The sequence below is a fragment of the Ancylobacter tetraedralis genome (assembly GCF_014195655.1).
Taxonomy (GTDB): domain Bacteria; phylum Pseudomonadota; class Alphaproteobacteria; order Rhizobiales; family Xanthobacteraceae; genus Ancylobacter; species Ancylobacter tetraedralis.
The window spans coordinates 1-19,369 of the sequence record NZ_JACICD010000010.1; the positions used below are offsets into that span (position 1 = coordinate 1).

General features: G+C 68.8%; 12 protein-coding genes and 1 tRNA gene. 6 read left to right on the top strand and 7 right to left on the bottom strand.

Going from position 1 to position 19,369, the window contains the following annotated elements; genetic code table 11:
• Nucleotides 1–614 precede the first annotated feature (614 nt).
• Nucleotides 615–2,165, top strand: a complete 1,551-nt coding sequence (gene pyk / locus FHS55_RS19615; protein WP_183191490.1) for a pyruvate kinase — start codon at nucleotides 615–617, stop codon at nucleotides 2,163–2,165.
• 48 nt (nucleotides 2,166–2,213) lie between these two features.
• Here the strand turns inward: pyk and FHS55_RS19620 are convergent, their stop codons facing one another.
• From FHS55_RS19620 to FHS55_RS19630, 3 genes are all read right to left on the bottom strand, one after another.
• On the bottom strand, nucleotides 2,214–2,783 hold the full coding sequence (locus tag FHS55_RS19620; RefSeq protein WP_183191491.1) for a GNAT family N-acetyltransferase: 570 nt from the start codon (nucleotides 2,781–2,783) through the stop codon (nucleotides 2,214–2,216).
• Between the two features lie 83 nt (nucleotides 2,784–2,866).
• A complete protein-coding gene (locus FHS55_RS19625) occupies nucleotides 2,867–3,910 on the bottom strand; it encodes a L,D-transpeptidase family protein (RefSeq protein ID WP_246340308.1) in 1,044 nt (347 codons plus the stop codon).
• A gap of 185 nt (nucleotides 3,911–4,095) precedes the next feature.
• Nucleotides 4,096–4,722: an SCO family protein gene (locus FHS55_RS19630; RefSeq protein ID WP_183191492.1), complete on the bottom strand. Its 627-nt coding sequence runs from the start codon at nucleotides 4,720–4,722 to the stop codon at nucleotides 4,096–4,098.
• Between the two features lie 210 nt (nucleotides 4,723–4,932).
• Between FHS55_RS19630 and FHS55_RS19635 the strand changes: the two genes are divergently transcribed.
• Nucleotides 4,933–6,069 carry an acyltransferase family protein gene (locus FHS55_RS19635; RefSeq protein WP_183191493.1) on the top strand — a complete coding sequence of 379 codons (1,137 nt, stop codon included), beginning with the start codon at nucleotides 4,933–4,935 and terminating at the stop codon, nucleotides 6,067–6,069.
• Between the two features lie 6 nt (nucleotides 6,070–6,075).
• On the opposite strand, the gene bcsN is transcribed toward FHS55_RS19635, so the two are convergent.
• Entirely contained in the window at nucleotides 6,076–7,095 is a 1,020-nt protein-coding gene (gene bcsN / locus FHS55_RS19640) for a cellulose biosynthesis protein BcsN (protein WP_183191494.1), read from the bottom strand.
• 393 nt (nucleotides 7,096–7,488) lie between these two features.
• Between bcsN and bcsA the strand changes: the two genes are divergently transcribed.
• Genes bcsA through FHS55_RS19660 form a run of 4 tightly spaced genes read left to right on the top strand, consistent with a single transcriptional unit; the run spans nucleotide 7,489 to nucleotide 15,747 of the window.
• Nucleotides 7,489–9,696, top strand: a complete 2,208-nt coding sequence (bcsA, locus tag FHS55_RS19645; RefSeq protein WP_183191495.1) for a UDP-forming cellulose synthase catalytic subunit — start codon at nucleotides 7,489–7,491, stop codon at nucleotides 9,694–9,696.
• Nucleotides 9,693–12,404 carry a cellulose biosynthesis cyclic di-GMP-binding regulatory protein BcsB gene (locus tag FHS55_RS19650; RefSeq protein ID WP_183191496.1) on the top strand — a complete coding sequence of 904 codons (2,712 nt, stop codon included), beginning with the start codon at nucleotides 9,693–9,695 and terminating at the stop codon, nucleotides 12,402–12,404. Before bcsA ends, FHS55_RS19650 begins: the two co-directional genes overlap by 4 nt.
• Complete coding sequence (locus FHS55_RS19655; protein ID WP_183191497.1) at nucleotides 12,401–13,453, top strand: family 8 glycosyl hydrolase; 1,053 nt, start codon at nucleotides 12,401–12,403, stop codon at nucleotides 13,451–13,453. Before FHS55_RS19650 ends, FHS55_RS19655 begins: the two co-directional genes overlap by 4 nt.
• Nucleotides 13,444–15,747: a hypothetical protein gene (locus tag FHS55_RS19660; RefSeq protein WP_183191498.1), complete on the top strand. Its 2,304-nt coding sequence runs from the start codon at nucleotides 13,444–13,446 to the stop codon at nucleotides 15,745–15,747. The genes FHS55_RS19655 and FHS55_RS19660 overlap by 10 nt, the downstream gene beginning before the upstream one ends.
• Nucleotides 15,748–15,812: 65 nt before the next feature.
• Here the strand turns inward: FHS55_RS19660 and FHS55_RS19665 are convergent.
• The 3 genes from FHS55_RS19665 to selA all read right to left on the bottom strand — a co-directional run bounded on the left by FHS55_RS19665 (nucleotide 15,813) and on the right by selA (nucleotide 19,364).
• Nucleotides 15,813–15,908: transfer RNA gene (locus FHS55_RS19665), tRNA-Sec, on the bottom strand.
• Between the two features lie 4 nt (nucleotides 15,909–15,912).
• A complete protein-coding gene (gene selB / locus FHS55_RS19670) occupies nucleotides 15,913–17,937 on the bottom strand; it encodes a selenocysteine-specific translation elongation factor (protein ID WP_183191499.1) in 2,025 nt (674 codons plus the stop codon).
• Nucleotides 17,934–19,364: an L-seryl-tRNA(Sec) selenium transferase gene (gene selA / locus FHS55_RS19675; protein ID WP_183191576.1), complete on the bottom strand. Its 1,431-nt coding sequence runs from the start codon at nucleotides 19,362–19,364 to the stop codon at nucleotides 17,934–17,936. Before selA ends, selB begins: the two co-directional genes overlap by 4 nt.
• Between the last annotated feature and the right edge of the window lie 5 nt (nucleotides 19,365–19,369).

Genomic DNA, 19,369 nt, shown 5'->3' on the forward strand with positions numbered 1-19,369 from the left:
CCCGACGCCAACCCAGCACCCGAAGCCACAAAAACCTCAGCCCCTAGGCCGACATAACGCTTAACCGTGTCCGCAGACGCAGACACCCGTGGCTCGACGGCAGCCGTCTCACGCAACACGGACAGACGCATTAGCTTCCTCCCATCAAAGGCCGTTAGCCGGCTGTTCTTCAATTTTGCGGCGCATCGGCCCGCCCGGAAGGCGCCCGCATGCGCGTTCCCCACCACAAATCCATGCCATCCGCGCGTCGTCGACGCCGATAGTCCAGCCTGAGTACAGAGAGCTTCCGCAGTCTGTCTCTATTGGTATACAGAATTCCGAATGCCAGCAAGTTGATTCCGTGGCCGGAAGCTATATGAAACAGCCACCGTCAGGCGCTTGTGTCGTCGGCGGTTGTCAACATGCGGCCATGCGCGCGGGTTAAGCTCGCCGCGCAAGAGTTGCACAAGATAACAACATATTCGAGACCTCGCTCCGCGTTGAAGTGAATACGCTGCACCGCCAGATCCTGACGCTGCGGTGCAGTATATCTCGCATGAGACAGAAACGGGGTTTTCGGTTCATATGAGAACACGCTGACCGGTGCGCCGGCGCGCGTCATCACGGAGGAAACCATGGTTAGCAGGCGGGAACGCGCGACGAAGATCGTGGCGACTCTCGGTCCGGCATCTTCGAGCCCGGACAAGATCAAGGCCCTGTACGAGGCCGGAGTCGACGTGTTCCGGCTCAATTTCAGCCACGGAACGCAGGAAAACCACGGCCGCGTGCTTGGCATCGTGCGGGCGCTGGAGAGCGAGGTCGGCCGGCCGATCGGCGTGCTCGCCGACCTGCAGGGCCCGAAGCTGCGCCTCGGCAAGTTCGTCGACGGCTTCATCAACCTGACCGCCGGCACCACCATCCGCTTCGACGCCGACCCGGCTCCGGGCGATGACCGGCGCGTGTCGATCCCGCACCCGGAAATCCTCGAGGCGCTGCACGAGGGCTCCACCGTGCTGCTCGACGACGGCAAGGTGCGCGTGCGCGTGGTCAAGACCGGCCCGGGCTATATCGACGCCGAGGTGGTCGCCGGCAACAAGCTCTCCAACAACAAGGGCTTCAACGTCCCCGACGTGCTGCTGCCGGTCTCGGCGCTCACCGACAAGGACCGCTCCGATCTGTTCTTCGCGCTCGACCTCGGCGTCGAGTGGATCGCGCTGTCCTTCGTGCAGCGCCCCGAGGACGTGATCGAGGCGAAGGAACTGATCCAGGGCCGCGCCCAGATCAACCTGAAGCTGGAAAAGCCGAAGGCGGTCGAGCACCTCACCCGCCTCACCGAATTGTCCGACAGCATCATGGTGGCGCGCGGCGATCTGGGCGTCGAACTCTCGCTGCCCGAGATTCCGGCCCTGCAGAAGCGGGTGATCCGCGAATCCCGCCGTCTCGGCAAGCCGGTCATCGTGGCGACGCAGATGCTGGAATCGATGATCAGCGCGCCCGTCCCCACCCGCGCCGAGGTCTCCGACGTCGCCACCGCCGTCTATGACGGCGCCGACGCGGTGATGCTCTCGGCCGAGAGCGCCGCCGGCCAGTACCCGGTCGAGGCGGTGGCGATGATGGACCAGATCATCAAGCAGGTGGAGCGCGATCCGGGCTACCGCGCCATCATGGAATCGCAGCGCCCCTCGGGCGGCCATTCGGTGGCGGACGCGGTGACGCAGGCGGCCTATCAGGCAGCGCTCTCGGTCGATGCCGCCGCCATCGTCACCTACACGCTGTCGGGCACAACCACGCTGCACGCCGCGCGCGAGCGCCCGCGCATCCCGATCATCGGCATTGCCAGCCAGCTCACCACCGCCCGCCGGCTGGTGCTCTCCTATGGCGTGCACGTGGTGCATGCGCCGGAGGAGATCCACACGTTCGGCGAGATGGCGACCAAGGCGACCCACACGACGGTCGAGCACGGCTTCGCCAAGAAGGGCGACCTCATCGCCATCACCGCGGGCGTGCCCTTCGCGACGCCCGGCACCACCAATGTCATGCGGCTCGTGACCATCGACAAGGCGATGCTGTCGCGCAAGCCGCCGGGCGCGGGCAAGGCCGATGCGCAGACCCCGCGCGCCGCCGCCAGCAAGGCCCGCAGCGGCGGGACGGTGCGCTCCAGGCCGGTGAAGACCACGGCGGAATAAGCCGCCTTCCCGGCGAGAACGGAAAGGCCCTCCCCGCGGAGGGCCTTTTCATGTCGGGGGCTGGCGCTCCGGCAGGTTCGCCGCGCCCTCCCCGAGCGGACGCTGCATCAGCACCGAATCCACCCATCGCCCGAACTTGAAGCCGACATCGCGCAGCAGGCCGGCCTCCGTGAAACCGTGACGGCGGTGCAGCGCGATCGAACCGGCATTGCCGCTATTGCCGATCACCGCGATCATCTGCCGCCAGGGGCCGGCCTCGCAGCGGGCGATGAGACCGCCCAGCAACCGACTGCCAATGCCCTGCCCGCCGCGCCCCGGCGCGACATAGACGGAATCCTCCAGCGTGAAGCGATAGGCGGGCCGAGGCCGGTAGGCGGTGGCGTAGGCATAGCCGACCACCTCCCCGTCGATCTCCGCCACGAGATAGGGCAGGCCGGCGGCCAGCACCGCGCCCCGCCGCGCACCCATCTCGTCGAGGCTCGGCGGCACCTCCTCGAAAGAGGCGAGGCCATTGAGCACATGGTGGGCGTAGATCGTCGCCACGGCCGCCATGTCCGCTGCGCGCGCATCGCGCAGATGGAGGCGGCTGTCGGCGGCGCGGTCATCGGGGGCAGGCATGGGAAGGACCGTGTTGGGGAGGCGAAAGGCGCCGTGCCATTTCGAGCTGTCGGGCGCCGCCGTATCGTATCGCGCGCCCGCGCCTATTGCTCCGCCGAGGCGGTCTCCGCGCCGCGATAGGGGTCGGCCAGCGCCGCATCGGGCTGGCTGACCGGCACCTGGCCCGAGGTCAGCGAGGCGAGCTTCTCCGGGCCTCCCCGACGCAGCACGTCGCGGAACATCGGGTGCATGCCACCATCCACATAGGGGCCGGCCAGCTCGGGATTGACGGAGGCGATGGCGGCGGCCTCGGCGAAATCGGCGACCTCGCGCTGCTGCACGCGCTGGACGATCTCCACGCTGGTGGGCTCCACCACCGGCTCGGCCGGGCATGGGCCCAGCGGATCGAGCCCCGGCTCGGCCGGGCTGCCGGCGGGGGTGAAGCGATAGCGCCCGCCGCAGGCCGACACGACGGGCGGCTGGCGGGTGAGATTGAAGTAATCCACCCCCTCCTTGAGATTGCGCCAGAACGCCACATTGGGGTCGTTGCGGTGCGCCGCGAAATTGGCCGGCGTCATGCGGAAGGGCAGCGCCTGCACCGGGAAGCTCTGCTGGCCGCCCTTCAATGCCTCGCGCCCCAGCGCGTAGATCTCGGCGACACCGTTATTGGTCATGGCGTAGCAGCCGGCCGAGGTGCAGGCGCCATGCACCATCAGCGCGCTGCCGGTATAGCCGAGCGCGCTTTCCAGCGGATTGGGATAGCCGAGATTGAAGGAGAGGTAGAATTGCGAGCGCGGGTTCAGCTGCGCGGGGGTGATCGTGTAGAAGCCTTCCGGCGCCTGCCGGTCGCCCTCCTGCGTCTTCGGCCCGAGCTTTCCCGACCAGCGGCACATCGGATAGGTCTTGAGGAGCGCATAGGTGCCGCGATTGGTGCGCTTCCACACCTCCAGCTCGCTCTCCTGCTTGTAGATGCGGATCAGGATCGGATCGGCCGGGGTCATGCCCTTGGCGGTCATCTCCGACACGATCTTGTCGTTGAGCGGCACCGAGCCGCGATCGTCGCCGCGATCGCCCACGCAGCCCGCCAGACCGGCGGACAGCACGAGGGCGGCGAGCAGACCCCATCTGGCCAGCAGCTTCACTACCAATGCCGCGCTCCCGACAGATCCCCACACAGCCGGGCGAAAGCCCGGATACGCCGCCAGCCCGCGTCCCGGACCGGCATCGCGCGTGATGATGCCCCTGAATTTATGAAGAAAGTGACGCCATCACGGCGGGCCTCGCCAAATCACCAGCTGCCGTTGCGCGAGGGCGCGCCGGCCGGGGAGCCGGCTCACGGGGTCGTGACCTCGCGCGCCACAAGGCGCTTCAGCTTGCCGAGCTGGATGTCCTGCGGCTCATGCATGTCGAGCGTCGAGACGAAGCGGCCGTCGGCTCCCATGAGATAGACCAGAGCGGTGTGGTCCATCGTGTAGCTGTCGCCGGTCGGCACCTTGCGGGCATAGGCGCGGAAATTGCCGAGCATGCCCGCCACCGCGTCCGGCGTGCCGGTCAGCGCGGTGATGCGGGGGTCGAAGGACGAGAGGTAGAGCTTGAGCTGGCCAACCGTGTCGCGCGCGGGGTCGACGGTGACGAACAATACGCGCAGGCGCTCGGCATCGGGGCCGAGCGCGGCCATCAGCTGGGTGAGCCCGTAAAGCGTGGTCGGGCAGACATCCGGGCAATGGGTGAAGCCGAAGAACAGCGCATAGGGCCGGCCCGCGAGGTCGCGCTCGCTCACCGCGCGCCCGTCCTGGTCGGTCAGCGCGAAGGGCCCGCCCAGTTCGGCCACGTCGACCAGCGGCTGAATGGCCGCCGCCGGCGGAACCGGCCGGCCGCGCTCGGCCAACAGCAGGGCGAACGCGGCACCGGCCACCAGAACCAGCCCCCACAGGATCCAACGCAGCCGTCTCACACTCATTCTCCCGCACCGATCATGGCCCCGCCGGGAAGTGACCTAGCGGGAGCCACCCCGTCAATTCACGAAGAGGACGCCTCCCCCGGCCTGTGGACGGCCGCCGGTGGCGGCGCGAACCCGTTGCTGCCGCGCGTGCGAGGGTATTAGCTTCCCCCGGTTGCCGGGCGCGTGCCCGCAACCCGCCCGCCTCGCGACCACCGGAACGCCCGCGCCATGCCCGCTCCCGCCGCCCTGCCCGCTCATGCACGCGTCACCTCGCTGGACGGGCTGCGCGGCGTCGCCGCCTGCGCGGTGGTGGCCTTCCACTTCTTCTACGCCTTCGCGCCCACGCCCTTCCTCTATGCCGAGCGCCCGCCGTTCGGCCTGTTCCGCACGCCGCTCGCCTTTTTCTGGAATGGCGATTTCGCGGTGGCGGTGTTCTTCGTGCTGTCCGGCTTCGTGCTGGCGGCCTCAGCGCCGCGCAGCCTCGCCGAGGCGCCGATCATGATCGGCCTGCGCTACCTGCGGCTCGGCGTGCCGGCCCTGATCTCCTCGATCCTCGCCTGGGCCTGGCTCACCGGCTTTCCCCATGCCGCGAGCGGCGCGCAGGCGATCAGCGGCAGCCGCTGGTTCCGCTGGACCTATCAGCCCCCTATTCCTCCGCTCTCGCAGGCGATGTGGGAAGGCGGCATCGGCGTTTTCCTGCAAGGCACCACGCGCTTCAACAACCCGCTCTGGACCATGCAGGCGGAATTCTTCGGCTCGCTGCTGATCTACGGCTCCTACGCGCTGCTCCGGGGCCGGGTGCGGCCATGGGCGATGGCGGCCGGGCTCGTCGGCTTCGGCGTGGCCGAACTCTATTTTCTCATGGCCTTCTGCGGCGGCGCGCTGATCTATGAACGGCGCGGGCAACTGGGCGAGCGGCGCCTCGCCGGCGCCCTGCTCGCCGTGGCCGGCCTCGTGCTCGGCGCCACCTTTCCCGCCCCCGCGGCGGGACCGGACCTTGCCGCGCAGATCTTCGCCCGGCTTGGCGCGGACGGCGTCCGCGAGATCGGCGCCATGTTCCTCGTCGCGGCGGTGCTGATGACGGCGCCGCTGCGCGCACTGTTCGAGAGCGCGCCGCTGCAGAAGATCGGCGAACTGTCCTTCCCGATCTATCTCGTGCACGTGCCGCTGATCGTGGCGCCGGCCTCGGCGATCTTCGTGGCGCTGAGCCCGATGTCGCCACTGGGCCTTGCCGCGCTGTTCGCCGGCACCTGCGCGGCGGCGCTGGCGCTGGCGGTCGTCTTCCTCATAGCGGTGGAGCGGCCGGTGCTGGCCGGGCTGAAGGCGCTGCGTCGGCGGGTGCGCGCCCGGCTTGCCGCGCCCTGACGCGTTCTACTGGCTCGGCACCGGATAGGCGGAAGCGCCCGGCACCAGCCGGATGGGGTCGCCCACCGCGCCACCGGTCGCGGCCGGCGCGTAATTGGTGGTGCCCGGCAGGACCGGCGGCCGGCTGAAGGGCGAGGCCTCGCCCTCCGACTGCACCGCGCGCGAGGGCGCAGGAGTGACCACCGCGCCCGGCTGCACCACGCCGGGTGTCACCGTGGCGCGCGAACTCGGGGCCATCTGGCCCGAAGCCGCCGGGCCCGGCACCTGCGGATAGCCATCCGCGGGGTCGACGAGATTGCCCTGGGGATAACCCATGGGCTCCCCCCCCGAATAGACCGGCTCCGCCGGCGGAACGGAACTGCCGTAGCGGCGGGCCGGCCGGGCGCGGGCGGGCGCGGCCTGCGAGCGATCGGGGCCGAGCCAGCCATCGAGCACCGTGCCATCACCCGTCAGGCCAGAGGGATAGGCCAGCGGACCGCCGACCTGCCCCAGGCCCTCGGGCTCCCCCACCGGCCGGCCATAGGGCTGCCAGGACTGCGGCAGGAAATAGCCATTGATCGAGAAGCGATACATGAGCCGCAGCAGGTCCTGCTCGCTGGCGCCGATCTGGCACATGCGCAGGCGCAGCGCGAGCACCGCGCCCGAGCGTATGAACGCATACATGGGCGTCTGCGAATTGATGCGCTGCCAGCCATAGATGCACAACTCGCCGTTGCCGGCATTGCCGATGGCGTAGTTGAACGGCCCATAGCGGTTCTGCACGAAATAGTTCGAGACATGCATGGTGACGCCCGGCATGCGCTCGAGCATCTCGTCATCGAGCACTTCGTCGTTGAGCCAGTCGTCCTTGCGCAGGTTTTCCGAACCGGTGCGCCCCTTCACCGGGCCGAAGAACACCGCATAGATGGCATTCTGCCCGACCGTACGGGAATGGGTCTCGAAGACGATCTCCTGCTGCACCGCGTTGAGATAATCGGTCTCCAGAACGGCGAGCACGCGCGGCGCGGCGCCCGGCTCCGGCAGCACGAGCGCCTCCGTGACCGGAACCTGTACTGTGGCCGTCGCGACCTGCGGACTGCCTCGCCACGCCACGGGCGCACAACCCGCCGCCAGCAATCCGACGGAGACGGCAAGACACCCGAGCAGAGGTATTCGCGTGTTCCGCCTAGTCATGAGCCCTTCAAGCACCGGTGCCGTGGCCGAGCCGACGACCTCCCCGCCTTCAATCCAAGAAAACGTCGCGTGAATCCCAGCGAATCACTTGCGCGATCGGACCTTAGCCTGACGCTAACCACGGTGGAATCGATCAATGTGCGACGCACGTACGGGAGGGATAGATTTCCTCAACCTCTAAGGGTTAAGACACCTCAGAAAGCATGTCAGAGCGCGGCCAGTGCCCGCAACCGAGGCGGAGAGAGTATGCGCAAGGCATGGGTTGCCGGCTTGTGGGCGATCGCCTCCTTGATCGTGGTCTTCCTCATCACGCTGCCGATCAGCCTTCAGGCGCACCTCATAGCCGGCTGCATCGTCGTGCTGGCGATGATCGTGCTGAAGACGTTCGGGCCGCCGGTGGGCATTTTCCGCATGATCGCGCTGGCGCTCGGCACCGCCATCGTGCTGCGCTATGTCTACTGGCGCACCACCAGCACCCTGCCCCCGATCACCGAGCTGGGCAATTTCACCATCGGCTTCATGCTGTATATCGGCGAGATGTACAGCGTGTTCATGCTGTTCCTCAGCCTGTTCGTGGTGTCCTCGCCGATGCCCGAGCGCAAGGCGCCGCCGATTCCGGAAGGCGAGGTCCCCAAGGTCGACATCTTCGTACCCTCCTATAACGAGGATCCGGATCTGCTCGCCTCCACCCTGTCGGCAGCGCTGAGCATCGACTATCCCGTCGACCGCTTCACCGTGTGGCTGCTGGATGACGGCGGCACCGACCAGAAATGCGAGCAGGATGACAGCGTCAAGGCGCTGGAAGCCCAGAAGCGCCGGGTCGAATTGCAGCGCATCTGCGACGGGCTGGGCTGCCGCTACCTCACGCGAGCGCGCAATGAGCACGCCAAGGCGGGCAATCTCAATAACGGCCTGAAGCATTCGGATGGCGACCTGGTCGCCGTGTTCGACGCCGATCATGCCCCGACGCGCGATTTCCTCAAGCAGACGGTGGGCTATTTCCTGGAGCAGGAGAACCTGTTCCTGGTGCAGACGCCGCATTTCTTCATCAATCCCGACCCGCTGGAACGCAACCTCAACACCTTCGATTTCATGCCGTCCGAGAACGAGATGTTCTACGGCATCATCCAGCGCGGCCTCGACAAGTGGGACTCCGCCTTCTTCTGCGGCTCGGCGGCGCTGGTGAACCGCAAGGCGCTGGCCGAGACCAACGGCTTCCAGGGCATCACCATCACGGAGGACGCGGAAACCGCGCTCGAACTGCATTCGCGCGGCTGGCACTCGATCTATGTCGACCGCCCGCTGGTGGCGGGCCTGCAGCCGGAAACCTTTGCAAGCTTCATCGGGCAGCGCTCGCGCTGGGCGCAGGGCATGATGCAGATCCTGCGCTTCCACGTACCCCCGCTCAAGCGCGGCCTGAGCCTGCAGCAGCGGCTATGCTACATGTCGAGCACGCTGTTCTGGCTGTTCCCCTATCCGCGGCTCATGTTCCTCATCTCGCCGCTGTTCTACCTGTTCTTCTCGCTGGAAATCTTCAACGCCTCCGGCGCCGAGTTCTTCGCCTATACCACCACCTACATGCTGGTGAACCTGCTGATGCAGAACTACCTCTATGGCCGCTACCGCTGGCCGTGGATTTCCGAACTCTACGAATATATCCAGGCGATCTACCTGTTGCCGGCGCTCATTTCCGTGCTGATCAACCCGAGGAAGCCGACCTTCAACGTGACGGCGAAGGGCGAGACGCTGGACGAAGGGCATGTGTCGGAAATCGGCCGGCCGTTCTTCATCATCTTCGCCGTGCTGATCGTCGCCCTTCTGGTGACGATCTGGCGGCTGCTCACCGAGCCGTTCAATGCCGATGTCATCATCGTGGTCGGCGCGTGGAACCTGCTCAACATTCTCATTGCCGGCTGCGCGCTCGGCGTCGTGTCCGAGCGGCGCAACCGCCGGCGCGCCCATCGCGTCGACCTGATGCGTCGCTGCGATCTCATTATCAACGATGTGTCCTATCCCGCCACCATCGATGACGGCTCGCTCGGTGGGGCGCGGGTGCGGCCCAATGCCAACGTGACCATGCCGGAACTGGACCGCGGCCAGCCGGCACTGCTGCGCTTCAAGCCGCTCGCCGCCAATATCCCGATCGACACGCTGCCCTTCACGATCCGCAACGCCGACCGCGACGCCGACGGCCTGCTGATCGGCGGTGAATTCGCGCCCGACCAGCCGTTGCACTACCGGCTGATTTCGGACCTCATCTTCGCCAATTCCGACCAATGGAAGAAATTCCAGGAATCGCGCCGCAAGAATCCGGGCGTTCTGCGCGGAACGGTGTTTTTCATTCGCGTATCGCTCTTCCAGACCGGGCGCGGCCTGTCCTATCTGGTGCAGTTGCACAAGCTGTGGCGCGAACGCCACCGGCGGGCGCTTCTGGAACCGGCCAAACGCGGATGAAGACGTTGCGCGCCATCTCCTCGCTCGCCGCGATCGGCCTGCTCGCGGCCCTCGCCGGCGCCGCCTCTGCCCAGCAGGGCGGCTCGGCCGGCCAGGGCACCGGCTTTTCCATGACGCCGCCCCTGCCCGGGTACAGCGGCAAGGCGCCCGTCGCGCCGCCCACCTCGGTGCCGATGACACTGCCGCAGCCCTCCACCGGCACCGGCGGGGGCGGCGGCCTTGCCGTGCCCGGTGCCCAGGCGCCGGCATCGGCGGCCGGCCCGGCCTTTCCCCCACCCGCCTCCGCACCACCCGCTTCCGCCCCGCCAGCCTCCGCCCGCAGCGGCGAGAGCCTGCCCAGCACCGGCCTTGGCGTGCCCGGCGAGGCCGGCGCCCCGGCGCCGAGCGCCGCGCCGTTCCAGATGGTGCCCGGTCAGCCCGCCCCGCGCGTCGCGCCCACCCCCTCCGCGAGCGCGCCGGTCCTGCCGCAGCGGCCCGATCGCTTCATCGTGCCCCAGCCCCGCATGATCTTTGCCGGCGAAGTCGCCTCGCGCGCCTGGGTCGTCTATGTCACGGAGGAAGAGGCGGCACGGCAGGTGACGTTCCTGCTGAGCTATCTCAACGCCGTGGTGGTGATGCCGGAGACCTCGCGCATCCGCGTCGCGCTCAATGGCCAGACCCTCATCGAGACGCCGATCGCCTCCTCGCAGACGCCCGCGCACATCGCCGTGCCGATCCAGCGCGGCACGCTGCGGGCCGGCGCCAACATGATCCGCATCGACGTTGTGCAGCGCCATCGCACCGACTGCGCCGTGAGCGCCACCTACGAATTGTGGACCGAACTCAACAATGCCGGCACCGGGCTCGCCTTCGCCGGTGGCCGGCCGCCGCTCACCGGCGGGCTCGACGATCTGCCGTCGGTCGGCTTCGACGACAAGGGCGTCACCACGATCCGCGTCCTTACCCCGGGGCCTATCGAGGGTGGCGGCACGGCGCGGGTGCTGCGCGTCGTGCAGGGCCTGTCGGTGCGCGGGCAATACCCCAATCCGGCGGTAGTGGCGGCCGAGGGCGCGCAGGGCCCGACCCCGCCGGGCGCACTCACGGTCGTCATCGGCACCGCCTCCGAACTGCCGCGCCTCATGGCAACGGTGCCGCCCGACGCGCGCCAGCGGCCTGTCACCACCTTCCTGGAAGATGACCGCCTGGGCGCCCCGGTGCTGGTCATTTCCGGCCCGACGCCGGCCGATGTCGACCGGGCGATCGACCGGCTGAACAGCGTCAACATTCCCCAGACCGATGCCCTCAGTACCCAGACGCGCTTCGCGCCCAACACGCCGCTATTCAATGGCGAGCGCAGCCTTCGCCTCTCCGAACTGGGCGTCACCACCCAGGAATTCTCCGGCCGCCGCTTCCGTTCCGAGTTCCAGATCGCGCTGCCGCCGGACTTCTATGCCGAGGCCTATGGCAATGCCACGCTGTTCCTCGACGCGGCCTTCACCGCCGCGGTGCGGCCCGGCAGCCATGTCGACGTCTATGTGAACCAGCAGATCGCCTCCACCCTGCCAATCACCACGCGCGGTGGCGGGCTGTTCCAGCACGACCCGATATTCATCCCGCTGCGCAATTTCCGGCCCGGCATCAACCGGCTGTGGCTGGAAGTGGTGCTGGACACCGAAGCGGATGCGCGCTGCCTGCCCGGCGCCACGCTGCCGGCCGACAACCGCTTCGTGCTGTTTGATTCATCGGAATTCGCCATGGCGAATTTCGCCCGTATCGGACGCATGCCCGACCTCGCCGCCTTCAGCGCCACCGCCTTCCCCTATAATCTCGACGGCAGCCCGATCGCGGTCGTGCTGGCCCGGCAGGATTCCTCCACCCTGTCGGCGGCCTCGACGCTGATGAGCCGGCTGGCGCTTTCCAATGGCGCGCCGCTGCCGATCGACGCCTCGCCCGCCTCGGTCACGCTGGGCGAGCGCAACGCCATCTTCGTGGGCGGTATCGACCACATTGCCAGCAGCGTGCTGGAGCAGGTGGGCATTGCCAGTTCCACCCGCGCCAACTGGGTGGTCTCGGCGGGCGATGACGGGCGCCTGTCGGAATCCCCGGCGGGCGAGAACTACGACAACGTACTGGAACGCTTCCGCAACCGGCAGCAGGGCGAGGGATCGTCCATGGCCAGCGAACAGGCCAATCCGCAGAACACGCCGCAGATCTATGAGCGCTGGCGCGACAGCGTGCAGGGACGCGGCGGCATCTACGCGGTGGTCGACAATTTCGAGGGGTGGCTGAAAAGCACCTTCTCCATCAGCTTCGAGTCGCTGCGCATCCAGGAAGGCCGCCGGGCGCTGTATGAGCCGCCGCCGCGCACCTCGCTGGTGATGGCGCAGGGCAACAGCACCAACGGCACGCAGGCCTGGACCCTGGTGACCGGGCGCACGCCGGAAACGCTGGCCGCCTCCATGGTCCGCTTCACCGCGGACAGCGCGTGGAACCGCATCGGCGGCCAGGCCGTGGCCTTCCAGAACTCCACCGGCGATCTCGAGCGCCACGATGTCGGCAGCTTCCGCTTCATCGTGACGGAGCCGCTCTCCTTCGCCAATTTCCGCATGATCGCGGCGAACTGGCTCTCGACCAACATCGTGCCCTATGCGCTGATGCTGCTGATTGCCGGCACCGTGCTCGGCATCGCCACCGCCTTCCTGCTGCGACGACTTGGACGCCCCACATGATCAAGCTCCTCGTAGCCGGCATCGTTGTGCTCGCGTTCGGGGTGCTTCCATTGAGAGCGCAGACGGCCACCGCGCTGCCCGCCGAGGCGTGGAGCGCCTATATGGCGCATTTCATCGATGATAGCGGACGCGTCGTCGACACGGCCAATGGCGGGATCAGCCACAGCGAGGGGCAAGGTTACGGCATGCTCCTGGCCTATTTGGCTGGTGACAGAAGCAATTTTGAACGCATATGGAGCTTCACGCGGACGGAGTTGCTGATTCGCGACGACGGACTTGCTGCATGGCGCTGGGACCCGAACTCGAAACCCCACGTCACCGATATAAATGCGGCGAGCGACGGCGATCTGCTCATCGCCTATTCACTGGCGAGGGCTGGAAGATCATGGGGCATCCCCGGCTATGTCGACAGCGCGCAGAAGATCGCGCGCGCCATCGGAGCCAAGCTGGTGCTGCGCAGCGGCGACCGGCTGCTCCTGCTGCCCGGCGCCTCGGGCTTCAGCGCGGCGGACCGGCCGGACGGCCCGATCCTGAACCTGTCCTACTGGATCTTCGAAACCTTCCCCGCCATGAAGCAGCTGGCGCCGGAGACCGACTGGGACGGCATCTCGAAGACCGGGCTGGAATTGCTCCGCATCGCACAGCTGGGCCCGGCGCGGCTGCCGCCGGACTGGATCGCCGCGCCCAGCAAGGGGCCGGTGACGGTGGCGGACGGGTTCCCCCCGGTCTTCGGTTACAATTCATTAAGGATATCGCTTTACCTGTTACGGGCCGGCATCGCCGACGCGGAACTGCAGGATTCGTTCCGGCAAAGCTGGCTGGTCGAGAATGGGGGGGCGCCATCCGTCGTCGAAATCGCCACGGGACGCGTGCTGACGCGGCTGACGGAGCCCGGCTACCGGATGCTCGGCGCCGTGCTGGCCTGTGCTCTCGACGCGACCCGCATCCCTGACGATCTGCGTCGGTTCGAGCCCACGCTCTACTACCCCTCGACGTTGTACTTGCTGGCTTGGGCTTTGGTCGCGGAGCGATATCCGAGATGTCTTTGAAGAGAGCCGCCCTGCTGATCGTGCTGGGGGGCGCCGTCCTCCCCGCCATCGCGCAGCAGGTCGAGCTCCCGGGCGGCTCCGGCAGCCGCAGCGCCTCGGACAATGGCGGCTCGCGCCAGAAGGTCGACGAGACGGCATTGCGCTACTTCGCCTCGCAGGGTGACACGCGCCGCCTGGATGCGGAAATCGCCCGCCTGCGCGCCCTCTATCCCGAATGGTCGCCGCCCGCCGACCTGTTCGGCCCGCAGACCGACATCGAGCTGGAACGGCTGTGGAAGCTCTATGCCGAGGGCAAGTATAGCGACGTGCGCGGCGCCATCGCCACGCGGCAGGCAGCGGATTCGTCCTGGGACCCGCCGGCCGACCTGATCGCCCGGCTGAACGAGGCGGAGACCCGCCAGCGGCTTGTCAACGCGTCCGACGCCCAGCAATGGTCCACCGTGCTGCGCCTCGCCACCGAGACGCCGGGCGTGCTGACCTGCACCAATGTCGACATCCTGTGGCGGGTCGCCGAGGCGTTCGCCAAGACCAACCAGATCCCGCGCGCGCTCGACGCCTATACCTATGTGCTGACCAACTGCAATGATGCGGGCGAGCGCCTTGCCACCATGCAGAAGGCGATCCCGCTGCTGAGCGACGACCAGATCGCCAATCTGATGAAGTTCGAGCGCAAGGATGCCGAGGGCAAGCCGGAATTCGCCCTGCTGCGCGACGACCTCATCCGCCGCCGCATGGGCCGAGCCGCCGAGAACCCGGAATATTCCGTTCCCGACGCCGACATCAAGCGGATGGAGGAACTGGCGCGGCAAGGCAGCGGCGCGGGCGACCCGCTTCTGCTCGGCTGGTACCTGTTCCGCCATGACGACGCCCGGCGCGCACTCGAATGGTTCAAGCTCGCGCTCGACCGCAAGGGCGGCTCGAAGGCGGCGGAAGGCTATGTTCTGGCGCTCAACGCGCTCGGGCGCGCGCTGGAAGCGGAGCCGATCGCCTATGAGTGGCGCGACTCGGCACCCGAGAACAACAAGGCCTATCTCGACGTCGTCATCAGCCTGCTCACCGCCGATCCCGCGCCGGTGCTCGACGCGCTGGTGCTGACGCGGTTCAGCCCGGTGGTGATCCGCGACAAATACGTCCCCGGCGCGCAGGCGCTTGGCTGGTATGCCTACAATACCGGGCAGATCGTCACCGCCCAGTCGTGGTTCGAGACCGCGCTGAACTGGGATCCCAATGACGAGCCCTCGGCCTATGGCCTGTCCCTCGCCTATTGGCGGCTCGGCGACCGGGCCCGCCTTGCCGCCATGGCGCAGAGCTGGGGCTCGCGCTCCGAGCGCATCCTCGCGCTGGTCGACCCCAATGTGCGTGCGCGGCTCGAGGCGCGAAACGGGCAGGCGCCGGTGCGCACCACCAATCCGCTGATCGCCGCGGCCGCCCGGCTGACGCCCACCCCGACGCTGCAGCCCCCGCCGCTGGGCGTGCCCACCACCAGCGCCGTGCGCGGCGTTGGCGCCGGGTTCCAGCCCATCCCCACATCGGGCGCGCTGGCCTACACGCCGGCATCCGCCCCGGCGACCGGCTTTACCCCGATCCCGACGGCAGCGCTGCCCGCGACGTCTCAGCCCGTCAGCCCGCAGGCAGCCATGCCGCAGGCCGTCACGCAGCAGGCCGTCACTCCGCAGGTGGCGGCCGAGCGCAGCTATGCCGCGGCGCCGGCGGCGCGCTACGAGGCAGCCCCCGCACCGCGTCGCAACGTCGCCCGCTCGACGGCCCGCACCGGCAGCCCGGTGGCGGAATCGCCGCGCGGCGGCAGCGCGGCGGCGGCGCTGGCGCGCGGCTGGAAGCTGATGGAGCTCAACCGGCCGATCGAGGCGGTAACGGCCTTCGACTATGCCATCCAGTACGGCACGGGGCGCACCGCCGAGGACGCCGCCTATGGCAAGTCGCTCGCCTATATGCGCAAGGGCATGACCAATGCCGCCAGCGTGGCAGCGCTCGAAGCGCCGCAGAGCCCGCGCCGGGCGCTCCAGCTCAATGCCGACCTGCTCACCCAGCGGGCCTTCGAATTCTACAAGGACGGGCGTTATGTGGAGGCGCTGGTCGCGCTGGACGAGCGCGCCCGCCTCGGCCCGGAGCAGCAGGACCTGATGCTGATGCGCGCGTGGTGCTACTACCACATCCGCGACTTCCAGTCGGCGAACCGCATCTTCAAGGCGCTCGCCGCGCAGGGCAACAAGGAAGCGACCAACGGCGTGATGACCATTCTGGGGGCCACCCGCCAGATGCGCGACAATTACTGAGCGCCGCCATCTCGCCGCATGAAAGAGGCCGGCTCCCGTGGGGCCGGCCTTTTTCATCTGGAAGGTGGCGGAAGAGAGTGGGAGTCGAACCCACCAGAGACCGTCTCGCGGCCCCTCCCGGGTTTGAAGCCCGGACATCACACCAGTGATGTTTCCCTTCCAGAACTAAAGCACCTGTCGCGACGCGCCCTCGTCCGGCGAAACGGTTTCCGCCTGGCTCGAACGCGCGCCAGAGTTGACCGCATCTTCTCCGATCGCGCCGAACAGGTCCAGCCGATGCGGGTTGATGCGCCGGAGATCTCCACGGCGCAGCGTCACGCCGTGGCGGTCGAAGAATTCGAGGATCTGGATCGCCACCTTGCGGCCGACCGAATGGTCGTCCTGCTCGATGCGGTCGCGGAAGCGGGCGGCGGCGAATTGCCGGTCCGGCGCGGCCTCCGCCAGTTGCCGCACCATGGCGACCATCTGCGCCACCGTGGCGCGCCGGAAGAAATGATCCTGCGCCACCTCGTCGACCCGCCCCATGCGGCCGAGCAGCTTCATCAGCCGGCGGATCTCCGGCTCGGCCACCCCGGTGAGGCCGGCAAGGTCGCGCACGCGCGGCGGGCGGAAGCGCTCCACGCCGCCCAGCCGCGGCTCGATCATCTCCCACAACAGCTCGTCCTGCCGCGTCAGCCGCACCTCGTGCCCGGCCAGCCGCACCCAGGCGCCTTCCAGCGCCAGCCGCCCCTCGCCCGCCAGCCGCTTCACCGCCTCCGTGAAGACAGGCCGGGCGAGACGCGGGGCGAGCGCGAGGCGCAGCCGCTCCGCGCCCATGCCGGGCAGGTCGGGATTGGCATCGTGAAAGCGCGTCAGTTCGGCGAGGATCGCGGCGCGGATGAGTTCCCAGCGCGCGGGCGACAGGCCGATCCGCGCGCCGGGGGTGGAAAAGGTGACGAGGCCGAGTTCCGCCGCCAGCCGCCCGGCCGCCCCCTCGCCCAGCGCATGGTCGCGCGCGAAGGCGGAGAGGTCGACATGCCAGGGATCGATGGCGAGCAGCCGCGCCACCGAAGCGGCGGGATCGGTCTCCATCAACGCGTCAAGCTGGGCGAGGCGCTCGGGCGTGCGGCGCTTGCGAGCCGGCGCGCGCAGGTCGAGAAACCGCCCGCCCCCCACCGTGCGCTGGGAGGAAGTGTCGCGGATCACATAGCGGTCGCCGCTCGCGGCCGCGATCGGGCGCTCCAGCACCAGTTGCACCGGCCCCTCGCCGCCGGGCGCCACGCCATCCCCCGCAAGCGGCACCAGCCGGGCCCCCACCTCGACCGAGGCGTGGTGCAACCGCACCGGGAACCAGGCACCGAGCGGCTTCGGCTCGCCCGGCAGCACGCGCAGGCTGGCATCGATGCGCTCGCTCGGCGCGTGCAGGGCGGGATCGAGCACCATGTCGCCGCGCGTGATCGCGTCATGCGTCACGCCCTCGCCGGCAAGGTTCAGCGCGCAGCGGTCGCCCGCGCGGGCCTCCTCCGCCTTACGGTTCTGCGCATGGATGGAGCGCACCCGCGCCGACAGGCCGGAGGGGCTGACCTTGAGCGTGTCGCCCACCCGCACCCGCCCGGAGAGCACGGTTCCCGTCACCACCGTGCCGGCGCCGGACAGGGTGAAGCTGCGATCGACGGCGAGGCGAAAGCCACCTTCGCTCGCCCGGGCGGAAAAGCCTTGCGCGGCCGCGATGAGCCGGCTCCGCAGATCCTCGATCCCCTCCCCGGTCACGACGGAGACCGGAACGACCGCCGCGCCTTCCAGCGCGGTGCCGGCGAGCAGCGCCTCGATCTGCCCCTCCACCTCGGCGCGCCGGCCTTCATCGGCAAGGTCGGCCTTGGTCAGCACGACGAGACCCTGCCGGATACCCAGAAGATCCAGCAGCGCGAAATGCTCGCGGGTCTGCGGCATCACCCCGTCGTCAGCGGCGACAACCAGCAACGCGAAATCGATGCCGCTGGCCCCCGCCAGCATGGTGTGAACGAGGCGCTCGTGCCCCGGCACGTCGATGAACCCGAGCGTGCCGGCCGGCGTGGGCAGATAGGCGAAGCCGAGGTCGATGGTGATGCCCCGCGCCTTCTCCTCCTTCAGCCGGTCGGTATCGACACCGGTGAGCGCGCCGACCAGCGCGGTCTTGCCGTGGTCGATATGGCCCGCCGTGCCGATGATCATGCCGGCAGGACCAGCTGCGACAGGCTGTCGAGGAAACCCGCCTCATCCTCCAGGCAGCGCAGGTCGAGCAGCAGAGCGCCCTCCGTGATGCGGCCGACCACCGGCACCGGAATGTCCCGCAGCGACGCCGCCAGCGCGTTCAGAAGGCCCCCGGAGGCCGCCCCCGCCGGGCGAATGGCCAGGCCGGCGCTGGGCAGCGTTTCCAGCGGCAGCGCGCCGGAGCCGATCTGGCTGGCGCACAGGGCGACGTCCACGGTGAAATCCTCGCCGAGAATATTGGCAACCGGGCCCGCCAGCGCTGCGGCGCGCGATGCAATCGCCTCCCGCCCACGGGCCAGCAGCCGCAATGTCGGCAGCCGCGCGGCCAGCCGTTCCGGATCCCGGTAGAGCCTGAGCGTCGCCTCCAGCGCGGCGAGGCGCACCTTGTCGACGCGGAGCGCCCGCTTCATCGGGTTGCGGTTGATCGCCTCGATGAGGTCGGCGCGTCCGACGATGAAGCCGGTCTGCGGCCCGCCCAGCAGCTTGTCGCCGGAGAAGGTGACGATGTCCGCCCCCTCCGCCACCGCCTCGCGCACGGTCGGCTCATGCGCGAGGCCGAGGCGGGTGAGGTCGTAAAGCGTGCCCGAGCCGAGATCGTTGACCAGCGGCACGCCGCGCGCATGGGCAATCTCGGCAAGCTCGACCGCCCGCACCTCGCGGGTAAAGCCCTCGATGCGGTAGTTCGAGGTGTGCACCTTGAGCACCAGCCCGGTCGCCTCGGTGAGCGCGCCGACATAGTCCTTCGGATGGGTGCGATTGGTGGTGCCGACCTCGACGAGGCGCACCCCCGCCCGCGCCATGATGTCGGGCATGCGGAAGGCGCCGCCGATCTCGATCAGTTCGCCGCGCGAGACGACGGCCTCCCGTCCAGCCCCCAGCGTGTTGAGCACCAGCAGCACGGCGGCAGCGTTGTTGTTGACGACTGTCGCGTCCTCCGCACCGGTGAGGTCGATCAGCAGCTCGCGCACATGGTCGTCGCGCTCGCCGCGCCGGCCGGTCGCGAGGTCGTATTCCAGCGCCACGGCCGAGCGCATCGCGGCGACCGCCGCCTCCACCGCCTCCTCCGCCAGCAGGGCGCGACCCAGATTGGTGTGCAGCACCGTGCCGGTGAGGTTGAACACCGGGCGCAGGCTGGCGCGCGCGCCATGCTCCAGTGCATCGGCCGCCGCCAGCGCCACATGGTCGGGGGTCGGCAGGCTGGCGAGCTGTCCGGCGAGCACGCAGGCGCGCACCTCGTCCAGCGCGACGCGGATGGCGAGCGTCGCCGGTAGCCGGCCGAACCGGTCCACCGCGAGCTGCCCGCCCGGCGTCCGCAGCACCAGATCGACCGAGGGCAGGTCGCGCAGCGAGGGCCGCAACTCGGGCGCGATCGGCTCGAATGCCGGCATGTCCG

Coding starts and splice junctions, on each gene's coding strand:
- FHS55_RS19620 (WP_183191491.1), bottom strand. CDS start 2,783: ATGCCTGCCCCCGATGACCGCGCCGCCGACAGCCGCCTCCATCTGCGC.
- bcsA (WP_183191495.1), top strand. CDS start 7,489: ATGCGCAAGGCATGGGTTGCCGGCTTGTGGGCGATCGCCTCCTTGATC.
- selB (WP_183191499.1), bottom strand. CDS start 17,937: ATGATCATCGGCACGGCGGGCCATATCGACCACGGCAAGACCGCGCTG.
- FHS55_RS19635 (WP_183191493.1), top strand. CDS start 4,933: ATGCCCGCTCCCGCCGCCCTGCCCGCTCATGCACGCGTCACCTCGCTG.
- FHS55_RS19650 (WP_183191496.1), top strand. CDS start 9,693: ATGAAGACGTTGCGCGCCATCTCCTCGCTCGCCGCGATCGGCCTGCTC.
- pyk (WP_183191490.1), top strand. CDS start 615: ATGGTTAGCAGGCGGGAACGCGCGACGAAGATCGTGGCGACTCTCGGT.
- FHS55_RS19660 (WP_183191498.1), top strand. CDS start 13,444: ATGTCTTTGAAGAGAGCCGCCCTGCTGATCGTGCTGGGGGGCGCCGTC.
- FHS55_RS19630 (WP_183191492.1), bottom strand. CDS start 4,722: ATGAGTGTGAGACGGCTGCGTTGGATCCTGTGGGGGCTGGTTCTGGTG.
- FHS55_RS19655 (WP_183191497.1), top strand. CDS start 12,401: ATGATCAAGCTCCTCGTAGCCGGCATCGTTGTGCTCGCGTTCGGGGTG.
- selA (WP_183191576.1), bottom strand. CDS start 19,364: ATGCCGGCATTCGAGCCGATCGCGCCCGAGTTGCGGCCCTCGCTGCGC.